Origin of the sequence: Sphingomonas sp. (genome assembly GCF_039594485.1) — a bacterium.
GTDB lineage: Bacteria > Pseudomonadota > Alphaproteobacteria > Sphingomonadales > Sphingomonadaceae > Sphingomonas.
In genome coordinates, this window is record NZ_JBCNNI010000033.1 from 23,075 (window position 1) to 44,212 (window position 21,138).

The 21,138-nt window shown below is 67.7% G+C and carries 15 protein-coding genes and 1 riboswitch; of the genes, 12 read left to right on the plus strand and 3 right to left on the minus strand.

Annotated features, from left to right (window positions below):
- The 4 genes from ABDV78_RS14965 to ABDV78_RS14980 all read left to right on the plus strand — a co-directional run bounded on the left by ABDV78_RS14965 (position 1) and on the right by ABDV78_RS14980 (position 7,210).
- The gene (locus ABDV78_RS14965; protein ID WP_343528227.1) at positions 1–600 is read left to right on the plus strand and encodes a DUF2059 domain-containing protein; all 600 of its coding nucleotides are present in this window, start codon (positions 1–3) and stop codon (positions 598–600) included.
- Positions 597–5,114, plus strand: coding sequence for a glutamate synthase large subunit (gltB, locus tag ABDV78_RS14970; protein ID WP_343528228.1), 4,518 nt, complete (start codon positions 597–599; stop codon positions 5,112–5,114). The genes ABDV78_RS14965 and gltB overlap by 4 nt, the downstream gene beginning before the upstream one ends.
- Positions 5,115–5,384: 270 nt before the next feature.
- Positions 5,385–6,476, plus strand: a complete 1,092-nt coding sequence (locus ABDV78_RS14975) for an AI-2E family transporter (protein ID WP_343528229.1) — start codon at positions 5,385–5,387, stop codon at positions 6,474–6,476.
- Positions 6,477–6,628: 152 nt separating this feature from the next.
- Entirely contained in the window at positions 6,629–7,210 is a 582-nt protein-coding gene (locus tag ABDV78_RS14980) for an OmpA family protein (protein WP_343528230.1), read from the plus strand.
- A gap of 57 nt (positions 7,211–7,267) precedes the next feature.
- Here the strand turns inward: ABDV78_RS14980 and ABDV78_RS14985 are convergent, their stop codons facing one another.
- On the minus strand, positions 7,268–8,338 hold the full coding sequence (locus ABDV78_RS14985) for a low specificity L-threonine aldolase (protein WP_343528231.1): 1,071 nt from the start codon (positions 8,336–8,338) through the stop codon (positions 7,268–7,270).
- A gap of 46 nt (positions 8,339–8,384) precedes the next feature.
- A riboswitch (SAM-I-IV-variant riboswitch) is annotated at positions 8,385–8,495 on the minus strand.
- 141 nt (positions 8,496–8,636) lie between these two features.
- Between ABDV78_RS14985 and ABDV78_RS14990 the strand changes: the two genes are divergently transcribed.
- Both ABDV78_RS14990 and ABDV78_RS14995 read left to right on the plus strand, forming a co-directional pair.
- Entirely contained in the window at positions 8,637–9,707 is a 1,071-nt protein-coding gene (locus tag ABDV78_RS14990) for a LacI family DNA-binding transcriptional regulator (RefSeq protein WP_343528232.1), read from the plus strand.
- Between the two features lie 167 nt (positions 9,708–9,874).
- Entirely contained in the window at positions 9,875–11,299 is a 1,425-nt protein-coding gene (locus tag ABDV78_RS14995; RefSeq protein WP_343528233.1) for a sugar porter family MFS transporter, read from the plus strand.
- Positions 11,300–11,386: 87 nt separating this feature from the next.
- Here ABDV78_RS14995 and ABDV78_RS15000 read toward each other — a convergent pair whose 3' ends face one another.
- Together ABDV78_RS15000 and ABDV78_RS15005 are read right to left on the minus strand one after the other, a co-directional pair.
- Positions 11,387–12,631, minus strand: a complete 1,245-nt coding sequence (locus ABDV78_RS15000; protein WP_343528234.1) for an ROK family transcriptional regulator — start codon at positions 12,629–12,631, stop codon at positions 11,387–11,389.
- A 148-nt stretch (positions 12,632–12,779) separates the two neighbouring features.
- Positions 12,780–13,979: a PQQ-dependent sugar dehydrogenase gene (locus ABDV78_RS15005; RefSeq protein ID WP_343528235.1), complete on the minus strand. Its 1,200-nt coding sequence runs from the start codon at positions 13,977–13,979 to the stop codon at positions 12,780–12,782.
- A 177-nt stretch (positions 13,980–14,156) separates the two neighbouring features.
- Between ABDV78_RS15005 and rimP the strand changes: the two genes are divergently transcribed.
- The 6 genes from rimP to rbfA all read left to right on the plus strand — a co-directional run bounded on the left by rimP (position 14,157) and on the right by rbfA (position 20,750).
- Positions 14,157–14,735, plus strand: coding sequence for a ribosome maturation protein RimP (rimP, locus tag ABDV78_RS15010; RefSeq protein WP_343528236.1), 579 nt, complete (start codon positions 14,157–14,159; stop codon positions 14,733–14,735).
- On the plus strand, positions 14,735–16,354 hold the full coding sequence (gene nusA / locus ABDV78_RS15015) for a transcription termination factor NusA (protein ID WP_343528237.1): 1,620 nt from the start codon (positions 14,735–14,737) through the stop codon (positions 16,352–16,354). Before rimP ends, nusA begins: the two co-directional genes overlap by 1 nt.
- Entirely contained in the window at positions 16,354–16,590 is a 237-nt protein-coding gene (locus ABDV78_RS15020) for a 4-oxalocrotonate tautomerase family protein (protein WP_343528239.1), read from the plus strand. The genes nusA and ABDV78_RS15020 overlap by 1 nt, the downstream gene beginning before the upstream one ends.
- Positions 16,591–16,666: 76 nt before the next feature.
- On the plus strand, positions 16,667–17,374 hold the full coding sequence (locus ABDV78_RS15025) for a DUF448 domain-containing protein (RefSeq protein WP_343528243.1): 708 nt from the start codon (positions 16,667–16,669) through the stop codon (positions 17,372–17,374).
- Positions 17,371–20,247: a translation initiation factor IF-2 gene (gene infB / locus ABDV78_RS15030; RefSeq protein ID WP_343528240.1), complete on the plus strand. Its 2,877-nt coding sequence runs from the start codon at positions 17,371–17,373 to the stop codon at positions 20,245–20,247. The genes ABDV78_RS15025 and infB overlap by 4 nt, the downstream gene beginning before the upstream one ends.
- Before the next feature lie 101 nt (positions 20,248–20,348).
- Entirely contained in the window at positions 20,349–20,750 is a 402-nt protein-coding gene (gene rbfA / locus ABDV78_RS15035; protein ID WP_343528241.1) for a 30S ribosome-binding factor RbfA, read from the plus strand.
- Positions 20,751–21,138: the final 388 nt, after the last annotated feature.

A 21,138-nucleotide genomic window follows, 5' to 3' on the forward strand; every position in this document is an offset into this window, starting at 1 on the left:
ATGTTGTTCACCAGCCTGCTGGCGCTGGCCTTTATGCCCGGTGGCATCGGACAGGCTGCGCCTTCGCCGCCTGTCGCCCTGAACAGCGCGCGTCCGGCGGCGAAGGCGCTGGCGCAATTGCTCTACCCGGAAGCGATCATCGTCAGGATGGCGGCGATCGACACCGACGTGATGACGACGCAGTTGCTCGCCGCCGACCCGAAGATGCAGGCGCGTGAGCGGGCGCACCCCGGTATCGTCCGGGCGATCGCCCAGGCGGTGCAGCCGTTGCGCGCACGGTCGATGCACGAGCGGATGCCGATCCTGTGGGGGCGTCAGGCGGCGATTTACGGTGCGGCGTTCAGCGACGCCGAACTGGTGGCACTGAACCGCTTCTACGCCTCCGCCGCCGGACAGGCGTTGATCGCGACGATGCAGAGCGGGGCCGTCCCGTCGAGCATGAAGAAGGAGGCCAGGCTGGTCGATCGCGTCCGGGCGCTTCGGCCCCGGACCGAGGCCAATGTCCTGGCCTGGCTGAATGATGAAGCGCCTTGGGAAGAGGCGGAAACGGAAAAGGCCGTGGCCGGGGTGATGACCCGGTTCGGGGCAAGCGGAGAATGACGATGGATCAGCGCCAATATCTCGCCGAGCACGGCATGTACCGCCCCGAGTTCGAGGGCGATGCGTGCGGCGTCGGCATGGTCGCGGCCACCGATGGCCGGCCCTCGCGCCGGGTGGTCCAGTCGGCGATCGACGCGCTGAAGGCCGTGTGGCATCGCGGCGCGGTCGATGCGGACGGCAAGACCGGCGACGGTGCGGGCCTGCATGTCGACCTGCCGCATCGCTTCTTCGACGACGCCATCGCCGCGTCGGGGCACAAGGTGCTGCCCAACCGGCTGGCGGTCGGCATGATCTTCATGCCGCGCACCGATCTGGGCGCGCAGGAAACCTGCCGCACCATCGTCGAGAGCGTCATCATCGAGGCGGGCTATACCATCTATGGCTGGCGCCAGGTGCCGGTCGACGTGTCGGTCATCGGCATGAAGGCGCAGGCGACGCGCCCCGAGATCGAGCAGATCATGATCGCCGGGCCGATGCCCGACGAGGTCGATGCCGCCGAGTTCGAGAAGAACCTCTATCTGGTCCGCCGCCGCATCGAAAAGCGGGTGATCGCGGCGCAGATCAGCGGCTTCTATATCTGCTCGCTGTCCTGCCGCTCGATCATCTACAAGGGGCTGTTCCTCGCCGAGAGCCTGTCGGTCTTCTATCCCGACCTTCAGGACCATCGGTTCGAGAGCCGCGTCGCGATCTTCCACCAGCGTTATTCGACCAACACCTTCCCGCAATGGTGGCTGGCGCAGCCTTTCCGCTGCCTGGCGCATAACGGCGAGATCAACACGATCCGCGGCAACAAGAACTGGATGCTCAGCCACGAGATCCGCATGGCCTCGATCGCGTTCGGCGACAATTCGGAGGACATCAAGCCGGTGATCCCGGCGGGCGCGTCCGACACCGCCGCGCTGGATGCCGTGTTCGAGGCGATCTGCCGTTCGGGCCGCGACGCGCCGACCGCCAAGCTGATGCTGGTGCCCGAGGCGTGGCAGAAGGACCTCGACGCGCCCAAGGCGCATGCCGACATGTACCAGTATCTCGCCTCCGTCATGGAGCCGTGGGACGGTCCCGCCGCGCTCGCCATGACCGATGGCCGCTGGGCGGTGGCGGGCATGGACCGCAACGCGCTGCGTCCGCTCCGCTACACGCTGACCGCCGACGGCCTGCTGATCGTCGGGTCGGAAAGCGGCATGGTGGTGGTGCCCGAGGCCACCGTCACCGCCAAGGGCCGGTTGGGGCCGGGGCAGATGATCGCGGTCGATCTGGCCGAGGGCAAGCTGTACGACGACCGCGCGATCAAGGACCAGATCGCGGGCGAGCAGGACTATGCCGCGATGATCGGCGAGTTCCTGACCATGGACCAGTTGCCCGCACCGTCCGAGGAGGACGCGCTGGTGCGGATGCCGCGCGCGGAAATGCTGCGCCGCCAGGTCGCCGCCGGGCAGACGATGGAGGATATGGAACTGATCCTGTCCCCCATGGCCGAGGGGGGCAAGGAAGCGATCGGATCGATGGGCGACGACACGCCGCTGGCGGTCATCTCCGACAAGCCGCGCCTGATCAGCCAGTTCTTCCGCCAGAATTTCTCGCAGGTGACGAACCCGCCGATCGATTCCTTGCGCGAACGCTATGTGATGTCGCTCAAGACGCGGTTCGGCAATCTCGCCAACATCCTCGACACCGAGGATCGGCGGGAACGGGTGCTGGTGCTCAACTCGCCGGTGCTGACGGGGGCGGACTGGCATCGGTTGAAGACGCATTTCGGCCGCTCGGCCGCCGAGATCGACTGCACCTTCGAGGCGGAGGGCGGTCCCGACCGCCTGCGCGCCGCGATCCAGCGTATCCGCAACCAGGCCGAACAGGCGGTGCGCGAGGGCCGGTCGGAACTGTTCCTGACCGATGAACATGTCTCCGAAGGCCGCGTCGCGATCGCGGGCGTGCTGGCGGCGGCGGCGGTGCACACGCATCTCGTCCGCCGGGGGCTGCGCTCCTATGCGTCGATCAATATCCGCTCGGCCGAGTGCCTCGACACCCATTATTATGCGGTGCTGATCGGTGTCGGCGCGACCACGGTGAACGCCTATCTGGCCGAAGCCGCGATCGTCGACCGGCATGGCCGCGGGCTGTTCGGCGACCTGACCATCGAGCAATGCCTGACCAACCATCGCACCGCGATCGAGGACGGCCTGCTCAAGATCATGGCCAAGATGGGGATCGCGGTGATCTCCAGCTATCGCGGCGGCTATAATTTCGAGGCGGTCGGCCTGTCGCGCGCGCTGGTCAACGACCTGTTCCCCGGCATGCCCGCCAAGATCTCGGGCGAGGGTTACAACTCGCTCCATTATTCGGCGATGCTCCGGCATGACGCGGCCTGGGACCAGCATGTCGCGACGCTGCCGATCGGCGGCTTCTATCGCCAGCGGGACGGCGGCGAGACGCATGCCTATTCGGCGCAGCTCATGCACCTGCTCCAGACGGCGGTGGCGACCGACAGCTATTCGACCTATCTGCAATTCTCGCGCGGCGTGGGCGACCTGCCGCCGGTCTATCTGCGCGACCTGCTCCAGTTCAACTTCCCCAACGAAGGCGTGCCGGTCGATCAGGTCGAGGCGATCACCGAGATCCGCAAGCGTTTCGTGACGCCGGGCATGTCGCTGGGGGCGCTCTCGCCCGAAGCGCATGAGACGCTGGCGATCGCGATGAACCGGATCGGCGCGAAGGCCGTGTCGGGCGAGGGCGGCGAGGACAAGCTGCGCTACCAGCCCTATGACAATGGCGACAACGCCAATTCGACGATCAAGCAGATCGCGAGCGGTCGTTTCGGCGTGACGGCGGAATATTTGAACGCCTGCGACGAGATCGAGATCAAGGTCGCGCAGGGTGCCAAGCCCGGCGAGGGCGGGCAGTTGCCCGGCTTCAAGGTGACCGAGTTCATCGCCAAGCTGCGCCATGCGACGCCGGGCGTGACGCTGATCTCGCCGCCGCCGCACCATGACATCTACTCGATCGAGGATCTCGCGCAGCTCATCTATGACTGCAAGCAGATCAACCCGCGTGCGCGTGTCTGCGTGAAGCTGGTGTCCTCGGCAGGCATCGGCACGGTCGCGGCGGGCGTGGCGAAGGCGCATGCCGACGTCATCCTGGTGTCGGGCCATGTCGGCGGCACGGGTGCGAGCCCCCAGACCTCGATCAAATACGCCGGCACGCCCTGGGAAATGGGTCTGTCGGAGGTCAACCAGACGCTGACCCTGAACGGCCTGCGCGGTCGTATCCGCCTGCGCGCGGACGGCGGCCTCAAGACCGGGCGCGACATCGTGATCGCGGCGATCCTGGGTGCCGAGGAGTTCGGCATCGGCACGCTGTCGCTGGTGGCGATGGGCTGCATCATGGTGCGCCAGTGCCATAGCAACACCTGCCCGGTCGGTGTCTGCGTGCAGGACGAGCGGCTTCGCGCCAAGTTCACCGGCACGCCGGAAAAGGTCATCAACCTGATGACCTTCATCGCCGAGGAAGTCCGCGACATCCTGGCGCGCCTGGGCGTGCGCTCGCTGGACGAGGTGATCGGGCGGACCGAGTTGCTGCGCCAGGTCAGCCGCGGGGCCGAGCATCTCGACGATCTCGACCTCAACCCGGTGTTGGCCAAGGTCGATGCGACCGATGCCGAGCGGCGGTTCAGCCTGTCGACCTTCCGCAACGAAGTGCCCGACAGCCTGGATGCGCAGATCATCAAGGACGCGGCCGCGGTCTTCTCGCGCGGCGAGAAGATGCAGCTGACCTATTCGGTGCGCAACACGCACCGCGCGGTCGGCACCCGCCTGTCGTCGGAGATCACGCGCAAGTTCGGCATGAGCAAGCTGGCCGACGGACACGTCACCGTGCGGCTGCGGGGGAGCGCGGGCCAGTCGCTGGGCGCGTTCCTGTGCAAGGGCGTGACGCTGGAGGTGTTCGGCGACGCCAATGACTATGTCGGCAAGGGCCTGTCGGGTGGCACCATCATCGTGCGCCCGGCGGTCAGCTCGCCGCTGGCCAGCCAGAAGAACACGATCATCGGCAACACCGTGCTCTACGGCGCGACGAGCGGAAAGCTGTTCGCGGCGGGCCAGGCGGGCGAGCGTTTCGCGGTCCGCAATTCGGGCGCGACCGTGGTTGTCGAGGGCTGCGGCGCCAATGGCTGCGAATACATGACCGGCGGCATCGCGGTGGTGCTGGGTCAGGTCGGCGCGAATTTCGGCGCGGGCATGACCGGCGGCATGGCCTTTATCTACGACGCGGACGAGCGCTTCGCCCGCCGTGCCAATCCCGAGAACATCGTGTGGCAGCGTCTGGCCTCTTCCCATTGGGAAGGCGTGCTGCGCGATCTGGTCGAACAGCATGCCGCCGCGACCGACAGCAAGTGGTCGAAGGGGCTGCTCGAGGATTGGGACCGGATCGCCGGGCATTTCTGGCAGGTCTGCCCGAAGGAAATGCTGACCCGGCTGGCGCATCCGCTGGACGATTCGATCGAGGCGGTCGCGGCGGAGTAAGGGGCGCACCTCCGCCCCGGTAAGGGGAGGGGGGCGTGCGAAGCATGGTGGAGGGGTATCGCCACACGGGTGTTGCCCCTCCGTCAGCGCTTCGGGCCGCGTCTCCGCTTGCAGGGGAGGAACCAGCGTGCCTGCCCGCTCGTGCGCCATCGAGCCAGGGCCACACCGCCCTTCACCAAGGATGACATCCCCGTCATACCCCTGACCCATATTGCGGAACCGCGCTGCCGGTGTGACGGTTGGGGCGCGATACGAAAGGGGGATGCCGGCATGACCATCGACCGCCACCGGATCGAGCGAGGGGGATTCATCCTCTTCCTCGTCCTCATCACCATCGCATTGACGGCGGTGATCTCCAGTTTTCTGGTCGCGCTGCTCTGGGCGGCGCTGGCGGCGATCCTGTTCCGGTCGCTGTTCCAGTGGCTGCTGGTCAAGACCGGCGGACGGCGCAACATGGCCGCCGGGCTGACCATGTTGATCATCACCTTCGCGGTGGTGGTGCCGACCCTGCTGATCGGCAGCATGGTCGTGGATCAGGCCTCCGGCGTCTATATGAAGATGCGCACCGGCCAGATCGACTTCGCGCAATATTTCCAGCAGGTACGCGACGCGTTGCCCACCCGCCTGCGCCAGATGCTCGACAATTCCGGCATCGACAGTTTCGAGAGGCTGCAATCGCGCATCTCGCGCACGCTGAGCAGCAGCGTCAGCCAGATCGCGACCCAGGCGCTGTCGATCGGGCGTAACGCCTTTGCGTTCGCGCTGGCCTTTGGCGTCGGGCTCTACGTCGCCTTCTTCCTGATCCGCGACGGCGACCGGCTCGGCTCCGATTTCGTCCGTGCACTGCCGCTCGACCGCGCGGTCGCGACGCGCCTGGTCGATACCTTCGTCGCGGTGGTGCGCGCGACGATCAAGGGATCGGTCATCGTCGGGCTGGTGCAGGGCGGGCTGGGCGCGATCACCTTCTGGATCGTCGGACTGCCCGCCGCGCTCCTCTGGGGATTGCTGATGGCGATCGCCGCGCTGCTGCCCGCGATCGGCCCGGCGATCATCTGGGGGCCGGTCGCCTTCTATCTGCTCGCCACCGGCGCGATCTGGCAAGGGGCGGTGGTCGTCGCCTCTGGCGTGCTGGTCATCGGTCTTGCCGACAATATCCTGCGCCCCATCCTGGTCGGGCGGGACACCGGGCTGCCCGACTGGATCGTGCTGCTGACCACGCTGGGCGGGATCGAGATGCTGGGGCTGAGCGGGATCGTCGTCGGCCCGGTCGTCGCCGCGCTGTTCCTGACGGGCTGGCGCATCCTCAGCGAGCAGCGGGGCGTGGCGCCTCCAGAATTGACCGGGGAGGAAGCAGCAGCCTGACGACCGGCGCGCCTGTCTCTTTCTGATCCGTTTCTTTCACCAAAGCCGGTTTGCGCCGCAACAAGCGCCTCCTTATGGTCCCGCGCGGCCTGGGCGGGCAGGGCGAGTCATGGGGACAATGCCCATGCCACCGGCCTAACGAAGGGACGGGCATGACGGTGCGGTCGGGGCGGTCGATGGGAATGGTGGCGGTCGCCGGCTTCGCCTCGCTGCTGGCGGGCTGCGGCGATGCAGGCGGAAATAGCGTGGCGCGCGCGGCCGGCACCAACGGCGCCACCATCGAGATGGCGATCCCCGATCCCGCGCCCTCGGCCAGTGCCACGCCGCACGCGGCCGCGACCGATGGCCTGTCCGGCCTGAACGCGCCGAATCCGGGCCCGACCGTGGCGACCATCGGCTTTCCGCAAGGGGGAGCGGTGCTCGACACCCAAGCCCGCGCCGCGCTCGACCGGCTGGCGGCGGACCCGGCGGCGGGCAAGGGCCGGATCATCCTGCGCGGCCATTCGGACAGCGACGGCGATGACGAGGCCAATCGCATCATGTCACGCAAGCGGGCCGAAGCGGTGCGCGACTATCTGGTGCGAAAGGGGCTGACGGCGGCGCGCATCGGGGTGATCGCGCTGGGCGAGACCCGCCCCGTCGCCCCCAATGCCAAGCCCGACGGCAGCGACGATGCCGCCGGTCGTGCACGCAATCGCCGGGTCGAGATCGAACTGGCTGCTGCCGATCGATAAGCCGGCGGGCACGTGGCACCGGCAGGGGGCGATCCTGCCGGCCCATGGACACCCCGTTCAGGCCGCCTGCAATGCCTCCGCCGCGACCGCCGCGATATCGTTGCCCAGTTGATCGACCCGCGCCGGATCGGCGTCCCAGGCGAACATGAAGCGCGCGCCTCCCCCGATGAAGGTGTAGAAGCGCCAGCCACGCGCGCGAAGCGCGTCGAGCGCGTGCGGTGGCGCGCTCAGAAACACCGCATTGGCCTCGACCGGGAACATCGGCGCGACGCCGGGAAGCCCCGCGACCCGCTCGGCCAGCCGCCGCGCACAGGCATTGGCATGGGCGGCGTTGGACAGCCAGGCACCGCTGTCGAGCATCCCGATCCACGGCGCGGCGAGATAGCGCATCTTGGAGGCCAACTGCCCCGCCTGTTTGCAGCGATAGTCGAAATCCTCCGCCAGCACCGGGTCGAAGAACAGGATCGCCTCGCCGACCGCCATGCCGTTCTTGGTCCCGCCGAAGCACAGCACGTCGACGCCCGCGCGCCAGGTCATGTCGGCGGGGGAGCAGCCGAGTGCGGCGCAGGCATTGGCGAAGCGCGCCCCGTCCATGTGCAGCCGCAGGCCCAGTTCGCGGCATGTCGCCGACAGCGCGCGAATCTCGGCCAGCGTATAGACCTGCCCCGTCTCGGTCGGCTGGGTGATCGTCACCGCGCGAGGCTTGGGGAAGTGGATGTCCGACCGGCCGGTGGCGAGCGCGCGCACGGCCTCGGGGGTCAGCTTGCCGTCCTCGGTCTGCGCGACCAGCAGCTTCGATCCGTTGGAGAAGAATTCGGGCGCGCCGCACTCGTCGGTCTCGACATGGGCCGAGGCCGAGCAGATCACGCTGTGATAGCTCTGGCAGAGCGCGGCCAGCGCCAGCGAATTGGCGGCCGTGCCGTTGAAGGCGAAGAACACCTCGCACTTGGTTTCGAACAGCGTGCGGAACGCATCCGCCGCGCGGTCGGTATAGGGGTCCTCGCCATAAGCGGGGACATAGCCCTGATTCGCTTCGGCCATCGCCGCCCAGGCCTCGGGACAGATGCCGGCATAATTGTCGCTGGCGAATTGCTGGGGAGCGATTGCGGGGGGTGGGGCCGTTTCCATCACAAATCCTTGCGTCCGTTCGGGCGAGTCGGATGAGGAAAGTGGCGGTTCGTCCCGTTTTTGCCGGTTCGGCCACATCCCTCTCCATGCTGGAGAGGCACCACCTTGCCGGGAGGCAGGTTGGTGCCGGGCGATGGCCCGACTCTTGATGCTGGTGAGCGGCATAGCCGGGCGTGCGCGATCGGGCAAGAGGGCGGAGGGTTCACGGGATCGCGCGGCGGCGGCGCGGTGCCGGCCGAAGGCGGCTTCCGGGTCGCCGGGCATTGCGTATCGGCCCGAAAGGTGTGAGCTTTATCCCATGACGATAAGACCTTCGCGCCGCGGCAGCAGCGCTCCCACGATCAGCGACGTCGCTCGTGCCGCCGGTGTTTCGTTGATGACCGTCTCGCGCGTCATCAACAAGGAAGCCAATGTCCGTCCCGCTACCCGCGAAAAGGTCGAGGCGGCGATCGCGCAGCTCAACTATGCGCCCAACCCGGCGGCGCGCAGCCTGGCGGGGGCGGCGCAGATCCGCGTCGGCATGCTCTACAGCAATCCCAGCCAGGGCTTTCTGAGCGAATTCCTGCTCGGCACGCTGGACCAGGCGTCGCGGCTCGACATCCAGATGGTGGTCGAGAAATGCGAGATCGGCGACCATGAGGTGGAGGTGGCGCGCCACCTGATCGCCGGCGGGATCGACGGGGTGATCCTGCCCCCGCCGCTGTGCGAGGCGGAGGCGGTGCTGTCGCTGCTGCGCGAGGCGGGCGTGCCCGCCGTGGTGGTGGCGACGGGCATGGCGCCCGACGAGCTGGCCGATTCGACCCTGGCGGTGCAGATCGACGACCGCGCCGCCGCCGAGGAGATGACCCGGCACGTCATGGCGCTGGGCCATCGCCGGATCGGCTTCATCTGCGGCAACCCCAATCTGACCGCCACCGCGCGGCGCTATGAGGGGTTCCGGGCCGCATTGGAGGCGGCGGGCGTGCCGTTCGACGAAAATCTGGTCGCGCCGGGCCTGTATACCTATCGCTCGGGCCTGGACGCGGCGGAGCGGCTGCTCGATCGGCCCGAACCGCCGACCGCGATCATCGCCTCGAACGACGACATGGCGGCGGCGACCGTGGCGGTGGCGCACCGGCGCGGGCTGGACGTGCCCAGCGACCTGACGGTGTGCGGGTTCGACGACACCACCTTGTCGACCACCATCTGGCCCGAACTGACCACCATTCACCAACCGATCGCCGACATGGCCCGCGCGGCGGTGGAGATGATGGCGACCGCGATCCGCCAGAAGAGCGGCGACGCCCCGACCCGCCGCATGCTCGACTACCGCCTGATCCGGCGCCAGTCGGATGCCGCGCCGCGCCGCCGCCCGCGCGAGATCGTGTGATACGCCACGATCGGGGCTGCGGCGGGACCGGCGCCGCATCGACACCCGCTTGACGGGCCGTTGTTTTAAGATAGCGTTACCATTCGTACCGTTCGCATATTGCGACGGTGACAGGACAAGCCCGCGCGGATAGGCGATAGCGCGTGTAGCGGGTGAGGAGAGGGTTCGTGACCGATACGACAAGGGGATTGGACGCCGCACGCGTCAATCATGGTTTCATTGCTGCGATCGTCGTGGTGGCGACCATCGGCGGTTTCATGTTCGGCTATGACTCGGGCGTCATCAACGGCACCCAGAAGGGGCTGGAGGCCGCGTTCGACCTCGGTCGGCTGGGCATCGGCGTCAATGTCGGCGCGATCCTGGTCGGATCGGCGATCGGTGCGTTCGGGGCCGGACGGCTGGCCGATGCGATCGGCCGCCGCAACGTCATGATGCTCGCCGCCTGTCTCTTCCTGGTCAGCGCGCTGCTGGCCGGTGCGGCGAGCGGGTCGGAGATCTTCATCCTGGCGCGCATCATCGGCGGCCTGGGCGTCGGCGCGGCCAGCGTCATCTCGCCCGTCTATATCTCGGAAGTCACTCCGGCCTCGATTCGCGGGCGACTGTCGAGCGTGCAGCAGGTGATGATCATCACCGGCCTGACCGGCGCCTTCGTCGCCAATTTCGCGCTCGCCCGCTATGCCGGTGGCTCGACCGCCGAATTCTGGCTGGGCTTCCCGGCCTGGCGCTGGATGTTCTGGCTTCAGGCGATTCCGGCGGCGATCTATTTCGCGGCGCTGACCATCATCCCGGAAAGCCCGCGCTTCCTGGTCGCCAAGGGCCGCGATGCCGAGGCGCACGCCGTGCTGACCAAGTTGTTCGGCGAGGGTGAGGCGACCCGCAAGGTGGCCGAAATCCGCGCCTCGCTCGCCGCCGATCACCACAAGCCCAAGCTGTCGGACCTGGTCGACAAGACCACCGGCAAGATCCGCCCGATCCTGTGGGCGGGCATCGGCCTTGCCGTGTTCCAGCAGCTCGTCGGCATCAACGTGGTCTTCTATTATGGCGCGACCCTGTGGGAAGCGGTCGGCTTCTCGGAGGATTATGCGCTCCAGACCAACATCCTGTCGGGCGTGCTGTCGATCGGCGCGTGCCTGTTCACCATCGCGACGGTGGATAAGATCGGTCGCAAGCCGCTGTTGCTGATCGGCTCGGCGGGCATGGCGGTGACGCTGGCGATCGTCGCCTATGCCTTCTCGACCGCCGTCACCGCCGCGAACGGCGCGGTGAGCCTGCCCGGCAATAACGGCCTGATCGCGCTGGTTGCGGCGAACCTCTACGTCATCTTCTTCAACGCCAGCTGGGGCCCGGTCATGTGGGTGATGCTGGGCGAGATGTTCCCGAACCAGATCCGCGGATCGGGGCTGGCGGTGTCGGGCTTTGCCCAGTGGATCGCCAACGCCGCCATCTCGGTCAGCTTCCCCGCGCTTGCGGTGTCGCCGGGCCTGAGCGTGACCTATTTCGGCTATGCCTTCTTCGCGGCGCTGTCGTTCTTCTTCGTCCGCGCGATGGTGAACGAAACGCGCGGTCGCGAGCTGGAAGACATGGCGGGATAATCCCCGCCTTCCCACGTGGCGCCGGACAGGCCCGCTTCCCCATGGGAGGCGGGCCTTTTCGTTCGGGCCGGACGGATGCGGGAGAGGCTAGCCCCGCCCCGCCTGCATCAGGATCGAGTCGGAGGGCAGCAGCCGGTCCATGAAGGGCAGCATCGCCGCACCGATCGCGGGGGCGTCCTGCGCCATGCGGGCGGGGCGGATGGCGGGACGGGCGGGCAGCTCGATGGCGGCGAGCGCCTGTCGCAGTCCTTCGGCCAGCCGATGGAGTAGCCGGCAGGGCAGCCGTCCGCCGATCAGGATGGCATCCGGGTCGAACAGGGTGGTGACCGCGACGAAGGGCTGGGTCAGCGCGTCGATCGAATCGGCGATCCACTGATCGATCACCGCGCGCATGACCGGATCGTCGCTCTCGTCCAGCGTTTCGGGCGAATCCAGCCTGCGCCCCGCCGCCGCCAGTCGCACCTGAAGTCCCGCGAGCGACACCGTATCCTGCACGATCGCGTTGGGGCGTCCGGCGGTCGGGTCGGGCATCAGCCCGATCTCGCCCGAACGGCGATGCGCGCCGCGATGATAGCTGCGATCGATGATCAGCCCGCCGCCCAGCCCCGCGGTGATCAGCAGGTAGAAGAAGCTGGGGCAGTCGAAATCGCGATCATATTGCGCCTCGCCCAGCGCGGCCGCGGCCGCATCATTGTCGCGGTGGATCGGCCAGGGCAGCACGGGGGCGAGCAGCGCGTTCAGCGCAACCCCGGTCCAGGCATCGTAGCCGCCCGTCTGATTGGGGAGCGATCGGTCGACCCCGTCGGGCATCGCCACCCCTACGCCCAGCACGCGCGTCCGGTCGACGCCGCCCTCGGCCAAGGCAGGCTCCAGCACGTCATCCAGAAAGGCCAGGACGTCGGCCGGACTGGGAAAGCCGATCTCGCGCGTCGCCCGCGCCCGCACCACCCCGCTCAGGTCCAGGACGGCCAGCGCCAGATGGTCGCGGTCGATGGTCAGGCCGATGCCGAACGCGCCGTCGGGGCAGAGTTCGATCTTCCATGCCGGTTGGCCGCGCCCGCCCTGCATCCGCCCGGCGGTGCGGATCAGGCCCATCTCGGTCAGCCGCCCGGTGATGTTGGCGATGGTCGGCGGGGTCAGCCCGGTCTGGTTGGCGATCGCGATCCGGGTCGTTTCGCCGTGGAAGCGGATGACCTGCAGCACGGTACGGAGATTATAGTCGCCCGCCCGTTCCATATTGGTGCCCGAAAGCCCGCGCGACAGCCGGGCATCGCGGCTATGCGCATCCGCCATGTGCAATCGGGCAGGCGGCTTGGACTGCGGCGGTCGCATCTGGTTCGTCTCCCATGGTGAAGCGAACCTGTATTCATTCGCCCTTGTTATGCGGCTGTCAGGATCGACCCGACGGACCGGGCAGGTCAAGCGCTATCGATCGACCGGATCGCCGCCCCGGGCATCGGCGCGACGATCCGGTGCGCGATCAGGCGGCGGGCGTCAGCCGGATCAGCCGTCCCTGCGACTCGCCACCATCCTCCAGCACATAGATCGCGCCGTCCGGCCCCTGTTCGACCTCGCGGATACGCGCGCCCATGTCCCACTGGTCGCCCTTGGCGGCGCTGGTGCCGTTCAGGTCGACGCGGACCAGCGACTTGCTCGACAGCCCGCCGATAAAGGCGTCGCCACGCCATTGCGGGAATAGCGAGCCGGAATAGATCATCAGCCCGCCCGGCGAGATGACCGGGTTCCACCAGACCTTGGGCGCTTCATAGCCGTCGCCCGCGCGGTGGTCGGGAATGTCGCGGCCGTCATAATGCGAACCGTTGGAGGCATTGGGCCAGCCATAGTTGCGGCCCGGCAGGATCAGGTTGACCTCGTCGCCGCCCTTGGGCCCCATCTCCTGCTCCCACAAATTGCCCGAGGCATCGAAGGCGAGGCCGAGCAGGTTGCGATGGCCATAGGACCAGACCGCCGGATCGAAGCCTTGCGCCGCCAGCGGATTGCCGGCGGCGGGCTTGCCGTCCAGGGTCAGGCGCAGGACCTTGCCCAAGGTCGCCTTGGGGGCTTGCGCAGGGGTGAATTTCTGGCGCTCGCCCGCGGTGAAGAACAGAAATTGGCCATCGGGGGAGAAGGCGATGCGGCCCGAATAATGGCCGTCGCCCGTCACGGCGGGGCTGGCGCCCCACAAGGTCTCGATTCCGGTCAGTTGCGCGGTGCCGTTGGCCTCCTGCAACCGGCCCCGCGCGAGCACGACATGCTTGCCGCCCTCGGTCGCGGCCGAATAGCTGAAATAGACACGGCCGCTCTGGGCGAAATCGGGGGCGAGGACCACATCCATCAGGCCGCCCTGGCCCGCCGAATCGACGCCGATCCGCGCGATCGTCTGGCGCTGCTGCCCGTCCGCGCTGACCAGCAGCATCCGGCCGTCCTTCTCGGTGACGAGCATCCGCCGGTCGGGCAGGAAGGTCATCGCCCAGGGCGCATCGAAATCGGCGATGACGGTACGGCCGAAGGGCTGGCCATCGACCACCGTCGCGGGCGGCGTGGCGGACGTGGAGGGCGAGGGCGTCGCGCCGGGGGAAACCGTGACGGGGGACGTGCCGCCCGTCCCATCGGACGCCGGACCATTGCCCGAACAGGCGATCAGCGCCACCGGAAGGGTGGCGAGCAGCGGCAGTTTCATGGTCGTCTCTCCCGTCCGGGGCCGGCGCGGCTCCGATCAAGTGGCGTAACGTTTCGATATGCGTGCTTGTTTCGCAAGAGCGTTGCGCGTATATACTGCGACATTCTCTTACATCGTCGGGTGAAAGAGGCTGCGGGAAGACTTCCGCGGCACCGATCCGGCACATCTGGAGCTTTCATGGCGGACATCGCCCTTCTGACGCAACTCATCGAACCCGAGGCCAAGGCGCTCGGCTTCGAACTCGTGCGCGTGAAGATGTATGGTGGCACGTCGGACCCCACGCTTCAGGTGATGGCCGAGCGCCCCGACACGCGCCAGCTCAACATCGACGACTGCGCCGACCTGTCGCGCCGCATCTCCGACGTGATGGACGCGCTGGAGGCGGAAGGCCGCGATCCGATCGACCATGCGTACCGGCTGGAGGTTTCCTCGCCCGGTATCGACCGCCCGCTGACCCGGCTGAAGGACTTCGCCGACTGGGCGGGGCATGAGGCGCGGATCACGCTGGCCGAGAAGCTGAACGGTCGCAAGCAGTTCAAGGGCGACCTGAACGGGGTCGAGGGCGAGACGGTGGCGATCACCGATGGGGAGGGCGTTCGCCACGAACTGCCCTTCGCCGCGATCGACGACGCCAAGCTCGTGATGACCGACCGGCTGATCGCCGCGACGGTGCCGCTGTCCCCCGAGGGCGCGGAAGAGGTTTATTATCAGGACGCGCCCGACACGGACGGCGCCACGACGGAAGGACGGCACTGATGGCTACCGCCATTTCCGCCAACAAGGCGGAACTGATCGCGATCGCGAATGCGGTCGCGTCCGAGAAGATGATCGACAAGGCGATCGTCATCGAGGCGATGGAGGACGCGATCCAGCGCGCCGCCCGTGCCCGCTACGGCGCCGAGAACGACATTCGCGCGAAGCTCGATCCGAACTCGGGCGACCTTCGCCTGTGGCGCGTCGTCGAGGTGGTCGAGCAGGTCGATGACTATTACAAGCAGATCGACCTTAAGGGTGCCGAGAAGCTGCAAAAGGGTGCCGCGATCGGCGACTTCATCGTCGATCCGCTGCCCCCGATCGAATTCGGCCGCATCGCGGCGCAGGCGGCCAAGCAGGTCATCTTCCAGAAGGTCCGCGATGCCGAGCGCGACCGTCAGTATGACGAGTTCAAGGACCGCCAGGGCGAGATCATCACCGGCGTCGTCAAGCGCGTCGAATTCGGTCACATCGTCGTCGATCTGGGCCGCGCCGAGGGCGTGATCCGTCGCGACCAGCAGATCCCGCGCGAAGTCGTCCGCGTGAACGACCGCATCCGCTCGCTGATCCTGAACGTCCGCCGCGAGAATCGCGGGCCGCAGATCTTCCTGAGCCGCGCGCACCCCGACTTCATGAAGAAGCTGTTCGCGCAGGAAGTGCCCGAAATCTATGATGGCATCATCGAGATCAAGGCCGCCGCGCGCGATCCGGGCAGCCGCGCCAAGATCGGCGTGATTTCGCACGACTCGAGCATCGATCCGGTCGGCGCCTGTGTCGGCATGAAGGGCAGCCGCGTCCAGGCCGTCGTGCAGGAAATGCAGGGCGAGAAGATCGACATCATCCCCTGGTCGCCCGACACCGCGACCTTCGTGGTCAACGCGCTCCAGCCCGCCAATGTCAGCCGCGTCGTGATCGACGAGGAAGAGGACCGGATCGAGGTCGTCGTCCCCGACGATCAGCTCAGCCTCGCCATCGGTCGTCGCGGCCAGAATGTGCGCCTCGCCAGCCAGTTGACCGCCAAGGCGATCGACATCCTGACCGAGGCCGATGCCTCCGAGAAGCGTCAGAAGGAGTTCGTCGCGAACTCCGAGATGTTCCAGAACGAGCTGGACGTGGACGAGACGCTGGCCCAGCTGCTGGTCGCCGAGGGCTTCGGTGCGCTGGAAGAGGTCGCCTATGTCGAGCTGGACGAGCTGGCCGCGATCGAGGGCTTTGACGAGGACCTGGCGCAGGAGCTGCAGAGCCGTGCGCAGGAAGCGCTGGACCGCCGCGAACAGGCCGCCCGTGACGAGCGTCGTGCGCTGGGCGTCGAGGATGCGCTGGCCGAGATGCCGTACCTGACCGAGGCGATGCTGGTCACGCTGGGCAAGGCGGGCATCAAGACGCTGGACGATCTCGCCGACCTCGCGACCGACGAACTGGTCGAGAAGAAGCGTGCCGAGCCGCGTCGCCGTGGCGACGATACCCCGCGCGCAGCGCCGAAGGGCGGGATTCTCGCCGAATACGGCCTGAGCGACGAGCAGGGTAACGAGATCATCATGGCCGCCCGCGCCCACTGGTTCACTGATGAGGAGGAACCCGTCGCCGCTGAGACCGCCGAAGCGGAGGGCGACGAAGCCTGATGCCGTTCGTCTCGATCCGTCTGGCGGGCACCGCCTCCAAGCAGCAAAAGGCCGAGATCGTCGCCGACGTGACTCGTTCGCTGGTGGAGCGGCTGGGCAAGAACCCGGCCGCCGTCCAGATCGTGATCGAGGAGGTCTCCACCGAAAATTACGGCGCGGGCGGTCTGCTGATCGCCGACCGTGATGCTCCTGCCTCCAGCACCCGGGGAGACGCGCATGCGGAACCGGGACAATGAGCGCGGTGGCGTAACATCCGCTCCGGCCAGGAAGGGCCGGAGTCCCAGAGAGTCCGCGAAGGCCGCCCGCGATTCGATCGACGGGCCGGTCCGCCGCTGCATCCTGTCGGGCGAGCATGACGCGCGCCCGCATCTGATCCGTCTGGCGCTCGCGCCCGACGGGCGGGTGCTGCCCGATGTGCGTGCGAAAGCGCCGGGCCGGGGCGGCTGGATCGGCGTCACGCGCGGCGAACTCGAAACCGCGATCGCCAAGGGGCGGTTGAAGGGGGCATTGGCGCGCGCGTTCAAGACGGGCGAGTTCTCGATCCCCGACGACCTGCCCGCGCTGATCACCGCCGCGCTGGAGCGCAATGCGCTCGACCGGCTGGGACTCGAGTCGCGCTCGGGGATGCTACTGACGGGATCGGACAAGATCGCGACGGCGGCACGATCGGGACAGTTGCATGCACTCTATCACGCCGCCGATGCGGGCGAGGATGGGTGCCGCAAGCTGGCGCAGGCGTGGCGCGTGGGATCGGACCGTGAAGGTTCCGATCTCAAGGGGTTGGCACTGCCCGCCACACGCCCCATATTGTCATTGGCGTTGGGCCGCGAAAATGTGGTACACATCGGCCTGACAGATCGTAACGCGGCAAAGCGGGTGAGCGAAGCGCTCGACCGCTGGCTGCATTTTATCGGACCTGACCCTGTGGCAACGCCTTGCGAAACGGCCTCGCAAGGCGCATCGGCGTCCGACCTTACTGGTGACCGACCGGCCGTGACCGTACACGAGGATTTTGAGTGAGCGAGACCGACAACGACAAGCCGAAACTCGGAATGCGCCAGCCCCTGGGGCTGAAGCGCACGGTCGAGACCGGCAAGGTGAAGCAGAGCTTCAGCCACGGCCGCTCGAACACCGTGATCGTCGAGACGAAGCGCCGTCGCGTCCTGGGCCCGCAGGGTGGCGCCGCCCCCGAGGCGGCCGCCCCTGCGCCGACCCCGGCACCCGTGGCTGCGCCCGCGCCGACCCCGGTTGCCCCGCCGCGTCCGATCCCGTCCAACGAGACGGCACAGGAGCGTCAGGCTCGCCTGCTGCGCGAGGCCGAGGAACAGCGCCTCGCCATGCAGGAAGAGGCGCGCCGCCGCGAAGACGCCGAGCGTCAGCAGCGGGCCGAGGAAGAGCGCCAGCGCGCCGAAGAGCGTGCGCGTGCCGCCGCCGAGGCTGCTGCCGCGCCCGCTCCCGCCCCTGCACCGGAACCCACGCCGGCCCCGGCTCCCGCTCCCGCCCCGGAGCCTGTCGCCGAGGCCCCCGCGCAGGAAGCCGCGCCCGCCGCGCCGACCATCTCGGTACAGCCGCGTCCGTTCCGTCCGGTCGAGCGCCCGGTGATCCCGGCCCCCGAACCCAAGGTGGAAGCGCCGAAGGTGGAAGCCCCCAAGGTCGAGGCTCCGGCCCCGACTCCGGCGCCCGCACCCGCTCCGGTCGCGGCGAAGCCCGCCCCTGCGCCCGCTCCCGCTCCGGTCGTTCCGACGCCGCCGGTTCTGGGTCGCGACCCTTCGATGCCCGCGCCGCGCCGCTTCTCGCCGGTGCAGCGTCCCGAAATCCCCAAGCCCGCGCCCAAGCCTGCCCCGGCACCCGCGGCGGCGGCCGCTCCGGCGGCTGCGCCCTCGGGCAATGCCGGTTCGGCTCCCTCGGGCGGTGCTCCGCGTTCGATGCCTGCGGGCCAGCCCACTCCGCGCAACGCGCCGCCCAGCCGTCCGCAGCAGCGCGACCGCAAGGGTGACGAGCGTCGCGGCGGCAAGCTGACCGTCAACCGCGCCCTGAACGAGGACGGCGCGCGCGCCCGTTCGCTGGCCGCGCTGAAGCGTGCCCGCGAAAAGGAAAAGCGTGGCTTTGGCGGCCCGCGTGAGCCGCAGGTCAAGCAGGTCCGTGACGTGCAGGTGCCCGAGGCGATCACCGTCCAGGAACTGGCCAACCGCATGGCCGAGAAGGGCGCGGACCTGGTCAAGGCGCTGTTCAAGATGGGCATGCCCGTCACCATGACGCAGACGATCGACCAGGACACGGCCGAGTTGCTCGTCACCGAGTTCGGGCACAATATCGTCCGCGTCTCGGACAGCGACATCGACCTGGCGCTCGACACCAGCGAGGATGCGGTCGAGAGCCTGCAGCCGCGCCCGCCGGTCGTCACGATCATGGGCCATGTCGATCATGGCAAGACCTCGCTGCTCGACGCGCTGCGCGGCACCGACGTGGTGCGCGGCGAGGCGGGTGGCATCACCCAGCATATCGGCGCCTATCAGGTCACGCTGAAGGACAAGTCGAAGATCACCTTCCTCGACACGCCGGGCCACGAGGCCTTCACCCAGATGCGCGCGCGCGGCGCCGACGTCACGGATATCGTGGTGCTGGTGGTTGCGGCCGATGACGGGCTGATGCCGCAGACGATCGAGGCGATCAACCACACCAAGGCGGCCGGCAAGCCGATGATCGTGGCGATCAACAAGATCGACAAGCACGACGCCAATCCGCAGCGCGTCCGTGAGCGTCTGCTGGAGCATGACGTGCAGGTCGAGGAAATGGGCGGCGAAACCCAGGACGTCGAAGTGTCGGCGCTGAAGAAGATCGGCCTGGATACGCTGATCGAGAAGATCCAGCTTCAGGCCGAGCTGCTCGAACTGGCCGCCAACCCCGATCGCGCCGCCGAGGGCAGCGTGGTCGAGGCCAAGCTCGACAAGGGTCGTGGTCCGGTTGCGACCGTGCTGGTCACGCGCGGCACGCTGAAGGTCGGCGACGTGTTCGTCGTCGGCGCGGAAAGCGGCAAGGTCCGTGCGCTGGTCGATGACAAGGGCCGTCAGGTGAAGGAAGCCGGACCTGCGATGCCGGTCGAGGTCCTGGGCCTGTCGGGCGTGCCGCAGGCAGGCGATCTGCTCCAGGTCGTCGAGAACGAGGCCCGCGCCCGCGAGGTCGCCGAGTATCGCCAGAGCGTGCTGCTCCAGAAGCGCACCACCTCGGCCCCGGCCAGCCTGGAGTCGATGTTCTCGGCGCTGAAGGCGAACCAGGCCAAGGAATATCCGCTGGTCGTCAAGGCGGATACGCAGGGGACCGTCGAGGCGATCGTGGCGTCGATCAACAAGATCGCGTCCGACCTCATCAAGGCGCGCATCCTGCACTCGGGCGTCGGTGGCATCACCGAGTCGGACGTGACGCTGGCGGCCGCCAGCGGTGCGCCGATCATCGGCTTCAACGTCCGTGCCAATGCCAAGGCGCGCGAGATCGCCGAGCGGAACAAGGTGGCGTTGAAATATTACGACGTCATCTATGACCTGATCGACGAGATCCGGGCGGGCATGGCCGGTGAGCTGGGTCCCGAGGCGTTCGAAACGGTCGTCGGCCGCGCCGAAATCCGCGAGGTCTTCTCGGCGGGCAAGATCGGCAAGGCCGCCGGTCTGCTGGTTACCGAGGGTGTCATCCGCAAGGCGCTCAAGGCGCGCATCACGCGCAACGACGTCATCATCTACCAGGGCGAGATCAACTCGCTCCGCCGGTTCAAGGACGATGTCGCCGAGGTTCGCGCCGGTCTGGAATGCGGTGTGACGTTCACGCAGAACTTCACCGACATCAAGCCTGGCGACTATCTCGAAACCTTCGAGGTCGAACTGCGCGAGCGTTCGCTCTGATGCGGGCAGGGTGGTGGGATCGCTCCTGCCGCCCGCCTTTGCCGGACATGATCGCGGTCGTCCGTCGGGCGGCCGCGATTTCCGTTTGAAGAAGAACTATCATGGTCCAAGCCAAAAACCCCGCCGAACCCTCGGTCCGCCTGCTCCGCGTCGGCGAGCAGGTCCGCCATATCCTGTCGGAAATCCTGGCGCGCGGCGACGTGCATGACGAAACGCTCGCCAAGCACATGGTCAGTGTGACCGAAGTCCGCATGTCGCCCGACCTGCGCCACGCGACGGTGTTCGTGAAGCCGCTGCTCGGCAAGGACGAGGACGTGGTGATCAAGGCGCTGCGCACCAACACCGCCTATCTCCAGCGCGAGGTCGCGACGCGGGTGAAGATGAAATACGCCGCCAAGCTGAAGTTCCTGGCCGACGAGAGCTTTGACGAGGGCAGCCATATCGACTCGATCCTCCGCTCGCCGCAGGTCGCGCGCGATCTGGACGAGGGGGACGAGGGCTAAAGGACCCTCGCTCCCGAAGTCGAAGGCCAAGGGTTATAGTTCGCGCGGAGGCGCGGAGGCGCCGAGAAGAAGGCTTCCGTGTTCGAATGTTGTACCACCCAGACAGAAGGCTGGGGCCGAGTAACCCCGTCGTCGATGGCGCGCCGCGCCGGGGTGGGGCTCGGGGAGATTGGGCAACCCCCTCTGCGCCCCTGCGCGAACCAAGATCAGACCGAATTCCTTCTCCTTCGCCTTCGCTAAGGCTGAGCGGTCGTCGGGAATGATCTAGAGCGTCGAGCGTGAAGCAGGAATCAAGGGGGATTCCACTTTATCAGGAAATGTGATTCCTCCTGATCTGGAGGTGGATCATGGGTCGAGCATATTCAGGCGATCTACGGGACCGGATAGT